General features: G+C 54.3%; 5 protein-coding genes. 2 read left to right on the plus strand and 3 right to left on the minus strand.

Translation table 11 applies throughout. The features are described 5' to 3' along the window. From AC6F7T_RS13105 to lon, 3 genes are all read right to left on the minus strand, one after another. The coding region (locus AC6F7T_RS13105) for a tryptophan--tRNA ligase (RefSeq protein ID WP_500719537.1) at positions 1 to 453 on the minus strand (453 nt) is incomplete at its 3' end. 87 nt (positions 454 to 540) lie between these two features. After that, positions 541 to 765 carry a hypothetical protein gene (locus tag AC6F7T_RS13110; RefSeq protein ID WP_500719539.1) on the minus strand — a complete coding sequence of 75 codons (225 nt, stop codon included), beginning with the start codon at positions 763 to 765 and terminating at the stop codon, positions 541 to 543. Next, on the minus strand, positions 695 to 3,241 hold the full coding sequence (gene lon / locus AC6F7T_RS13115) for an endopeptidase La (protein WP_500719540.1): 2,547 nt from the start codon (positions 3,239 to 3,241) through the stop codon (positions 695 to 697). The genes AC6F7T_RS13110 and lon overlap by 71 nt, the downstream gene beginning before the upstream one ends. 237 nt (positions 3,242 to 3,478) lie before the next feature. On the opposite strand from lon, the gene AC6F7T_RS13120 reads away from it, so the two are divergent. Next, positions 3,479 to 4,309, plus strand: a complete 831-nt coding sequence (locus AC6F7T_RS13120) for a DUF432 domain-containing protein (RefSeq protein ID WP_500719542.1) — start codon at positions 3,479 to 3,481, stop codon at positions 4,307 to 4,309. Positions 4,310 to 4,342: 33 nt separating this feature from the next. After that, the gene (locus AC6F7T_RS13125; RefSeq protein WP_500719544.1) at positions 4,343 to 5,155 is read left to right on the plus strand and encodes a mechanosensitive ion channel domain-containing protein; all 813 of its coding nucleotides are present in this window, start codon (positions 4,343 to 4,345) and stop codon (positions 5,153 to 5,155) included. Positions 5,156 to 5,288 lie beyond the last annotated feature (133 nt).

The following is a 5,288-nucleotide window of genomic DNA, read 5'->3' on the forward strand; positions in this document are numbered from 1 at the left end:
CTCCAGGTGCTGTTTCTGGTCTTTGCCGACCGGTACGAGATCGCTTTGGAACAGCAGGATATCGGCGGTCATCAGCACCGGATAGGCGAATAAGCCGTGGTTCGGTTTGATTCCCTGGGCCACCTTGTCTTTGTAGCTGTGACAACGCTCCAACAAGCCCATGGGGGTGAAGTTGGATAGAATCCAGGTCAGTTCCTGTACTTCCGGGACATCAGACTGCACCCAGAAGGTGCTTTTTTCGGGATCCATCCCCAGAGCGATAAAATTAGCCGCCGCTTCGAGGGTGCCGGTCGCCAGTTGTTTGCCGTCAGCGAGGCTGGTCATGGCATGATAGTTGGCGATGAAGCAGAACAGTTCCTGTTGCTCCTGGTGGACAATCATCTTGTTCATCATGCCGAAAAAATTCCCCAGATGCAGGGAGCCGGAAGGCTGGATGCCGGACAAAACGCGCATATTAACTGTGTCTCCGTAAATTACTGGTAGAGTAAAAGCTGCTCACCGCTCACCGCTCACTCGTCACTCGTCACTCGTCACTCGTCACTACTGCTGCTGCTGCCCGTTCATCATTGCCGCCAGTTGCATCAGTTGCTGCAGATCCATACCGCTTTCTTTGAGGATACCGAGCAGAACCGGAAAAAGTTGCATCATGAAGCCGGGTTCCTTGACCAGATCGCGGGCCAGGATCGGCAGGGTTTCAAGGACAAAGGCTTTTTGCTCTGCGGTTGACAGCTTGAGCAGTGCCGTTCTGATTTCCTGGTGGGTCATGAATTACCTTCTCCTTGTTTGATCCAGCTGCAGGTGATGAACCCTTATGCTGTGATAGTGCCAGTTTAAAGACTTCCGGATAGGTTTTGACAAAATGGACTTCCAGGCCGGCGCGCAGGTAATCGGGCAGATCGTCATAGTCTTTGCGATTTTCTGCCGGAAAGATCAGGCTGGTAAGGCCGGCGCGCCGCGCCGCGATGGTTTTTTCCTTGATCCCACCGACCGGCAGGACACTGCCGGTCAGGGACAGTTCCCCGGTCATGCCGAGTTTTTTACGCACCGGTTTCTTCATGATCATCGACAATAACGCGGTGGTCATGGTCACCCCGGCCGACGGGCCATCCTTGGGGGTGGCACCGGCGGGTACGTGCAGGTGGATAAAGTGGGTGTCGAAGTAGTCTTCAGGGATGTTGTAGTCGTTCAGATGCCCCATGACGTAGGAGTAGGCAATCTCGGAGCTCTCAACCATCACCTTGCCAAGCTGTCCGGTTTGCTTGAACCCTTTGCTCTTGCTCTTCATGGTCGTTGCTTCAATCTGCAGGGTGGCGCCGCCCATGCGGGTCCAGGCCAGGCCGGTGACCACGCCGGGGGCATTTTTGATCAGATCTTCTTCGGTAAAGATCGCTTTGCCGAGGAATTTTTCGATTTCCGCCTTGGTGACCCGGATCTTCTCCTCGCGCCCCTGGGCAAACTCCATCGCTGCTTTGCGCATGATCTTCTTGATCTGGTTCTCCAGCCCGCGGACCCCAGCTTCGCGCGCGTAGCGATCGACAATAGCGACTAAGGCCGCCTTGTCGATGCCGACCTGGGCGCGGGTCATGCCATGGCTTTTAAGGGCCTTGGGAATCAGAAAGCGGCGGGCGATTTCGAGCTTTTCTTCCAGGATATAGCCGGACAGACGGATGATTTCCATGCGGTCAAGCAATGGCGCCGGAATCGTGTCGAGCTGGTTGGCGGTGGCAATAAAGAGCACGCTGGATAGATCAAACGGCACGTCGAGGTAGTGGTCACGGAAGCTGCCATTCTGCTCCGGATCCAGCACTTCGAGCAGGGCCGAGGCCGGGTCCCCCTGGAAGGAAGCGCCGATTTTATCGATTTCGTCGAGCATCAGCACCGGATTGGCGGTGCCGGCGCTTTTCATCGCCTGAATCGCTTTGCCCGGCATGGCGCCGATATAGGTGCGCCGATGCCCTTTGATTTCAGCTTCGTCGCGCATGCCGCCGACGGAAAAACGATAGAATTTGCGTTTAAGGGCACTGGCGACGCTCTTGCCGACGGAGGTTTTGCCGACCCCGGGGGGGCCGACCAGGCACAGAATCGAACCGGAAATATCGCCCTTCATTTTACCAACAGCAATAAATTCGAGAATCCGTTCCTTGACATCCTCCAGGCCGTAGTGGTCGCGGTCGAGGACCTTGCGGGCGCGATTCAGATCGTAGGAGTCCTTGCTGAACTTGCCCCACGGCAGAACCGTCAACCAGTCGAGATAGTTACGACTGACATTGTATTCCGGCGAGGAGGGTTCGATCAGTTGCAGTTTTTCGATCTCTTCATCAACCGCTTTTTGCGCTTCGTCGTTGAGGGTCAGGTTCTTCAGGCGTTTCTGGAATTTCTCGATCTCAGTGACTTTGCCCTCTTTTTCCAGCCCCAGTTCCTTTTTGATTGCCTTGAATTGTTCGCGCAGAAAAAAGTCACGTTGCTGGGCGGACACTTTTTCCTCGATCTTCTGAGAAATTTTTGTCTGCAGGCGCGAGACCTCCAGCTCTTTTTTCAGCAGCACCAGCACCTTTTCGATGCGACGCTGGAGGTTATAGGTTTCCAGCACCTGTTGCAGCTCAAAACCGTCGGCATTGGTCAGGTTGGCGGCAAAATCGGTCAGCCGCGCCGGATCATCCATGCTTGCCCGTCCGAGAAACAGTTTGATCTCTTCGGAATACAGGGGGTTGATCTGCACCAGTTCCTTGAGCGTTGAAATGATCGCCATGGAATAGGCTTTAAGCTCGGGGTTTTCACGGGTTGTGGTGCTCAGATAGTAGGTGGCATCGGCATAGATGACACCGTCCATTTCCACCACGTCATCAAGACTGAAGCGTTCCAGACTGTTGACCAGCACATGGGCGCTGTTCTCTTCTTTATGGATCAGTTTGAGGATTTTAGCGGCGACCCCGACCCGTTGCAGATTGGTGGTGGAATCTTCCTCATCAAGTTCCTGCACCATGACCAGACCGATGGCCTGGGAATCGGTTTCCATCGCCTGTTTGATGGTACGCACCCGCGCCTCGCCATTAACCGTCAGCGGGATAATCACCCCCGGGAATGCCGGGCGTGGGCGCAGGGGGATAATCGGCAGGCGCGCCGGCAGCATGTCGCGTGCCAGCACCAGCCCATCATCAGGAACCGCCTGCACGTCGGCATCGGTTTCCACTTCAATTTCGTATTCTATCGACTCGTCATGATCTTCAAAGTTATCATGCATAGGAAATATCACTCCATTTTTTGCTTTGTGTGTCGTCCCGTGTGAATGCCACGCCGGGGTTCAAACCCGTCAGCATAATAATATCAAATGGCATATGTCAACAATTGCGTCGGCGATAATTCGGCTTTAGATGGCCCGGCCGATGGTTGCAGGCTTGACTGTGGTTGCGCAGCGATCTACAACTGCTTCTAAATGATGATTTTAGCATACATCATCCGTTGGCTTATGGAGAGAACAATGGCAACAAAAGATAAAGTTCTAAAGGCAGGGGAGTCGGCTTGGTGGGGGATGTTATCACCGCCCGTTGGCTTGGGGATGTGCTGGCACATCGGGCCCTTGACCTTTGTCGTACGACGCTATGAAAAAGAGTGGCAGTTTTGCCACCGCAGCAGTCTCTGGCCGGATGATACCCCCTCAAGCTGGACCTTAAGCGAAGAAGGGGATAACGCCTGTGCCGAAGGAACGATTGAACGCCATGTGTTTTCCCATACCAACGAAGAACTCCTGATCGAGCCGCTGCTGGCGGATCGTTCAGTGGTGATCAAGTCGGCGGGGCCGATTCTGATTCCCGCCGCTGAGCAGGTCAGTTTTTATGTCAGTACTCCTTTGTGGGTTCGTGCTCGCTTGCAGCAACGCAATCACACCTTGCTGGATATTGCCGCGACGCGTCTGTCCGACACCTGGTTTGGCCCGTCGACCATGGAAGGGGAGCTCTGTTACGCGACGACGACCAGCGGACGCCTACATCTCGATGATCTGCCGGTGCGTGTTCATCGCGCGATTACCCCGGTACGCATCAACAATGCCGGAGAGCAACCGTTAAAGCTGGAAAAACTCAGTCTGCCGGTGCCCTTTTTATCCCTGTTCGATACCGGTACCCACGGCCTCTGGACCGAAGAAATCACCCTGCATCACGATGAACGTAAGGAACTGGCACAGGTGGTGGTCGGTGCCCAGCCTCCGCCTCCCTACCATCAAGCCCGGCGGGTCAGTGCGTCGCGCAAAACCGCTGATAAAAGTATTTTAAACAAGACCTTCGGCGCATTATTCGGCGGCCTGATCGGCTAAACCAGGTGATATCCCAGACAGGAGTGTAGCGCGATGGACATTTCAAGCTTTATCCCGGTGATGCGGGCGGTGGTTATTTTGGTTGCCGGCTATTTTATTGCGCGACTGCTCACCGCCTCGCTCCTCAAGCTGGTCGGCAAGCATTTAAGTAAACAACAGCAGGGCCTCTTTCGTCGCATCCTGTTTTATGGGCTGATCGTTGTTTTTATGGTCTCCGCCCTGCATGAAATGGGGTTCAAACTGTCGGTACTCCTTGGTGCCGCCGGGATATTGTCGGTGGCCATCGGTTTTGCCTCGCAAACCTCCGCCTCCAATCTGATCAGTGGCCTCTTTTTGCTGACCGAACGACCTTTCGTGACCGGGGATGTTATTCGTGTCGGTAGTACAACCGGAGAAGTGCTGGCCATCGATCTGCTGTCGACCAAGTTGCGGACCTTTGACAATCTGTACGTACGCATCCCCAATGAAACCATGCTCAAATCGGAGGTGACCACCTTAACGCGCTTTCCCATCCGCCGCCTCGATGTGGCGGTGGGGGTGGCCTATAAAGAAGATACGGAAAAGGTGCGGGAGTTGCTGCTGGCCATTGCCGATCAGAATCCTTTGTGTCTGGATGAACCGCCGCCGCGCTTTATGTTTCTTGGCTTTGGCGATTCCGCGCAGAATCTGCAGCTCAATGTCTGGGTCAAGCGAGAGAATTTCCTGGAGCTGAAAAACACCATCCACCACGAAATCAAAAAGGCCTTTGATGCCCACGGAGTTGAAATCCCCTTTCCCCATCTGTCGCTCTATGCCGGCAGCGAAACGGACGCTTTTCCGGTGACGGTGGTAGGTCGAAATCGGTAAAATCAAGGGACATAATACCCATGAATCGGGGGACATAATGCCGATTATGCAATAATCGGTATTATGTCCCCCGATTTCACGATTTCCTTGTTTGCGCATTTGCACAGTTGTTCACCCTTCTTTCCCACACTTT

The organism is Pelovirga sp., assembly GCF_059864205.1.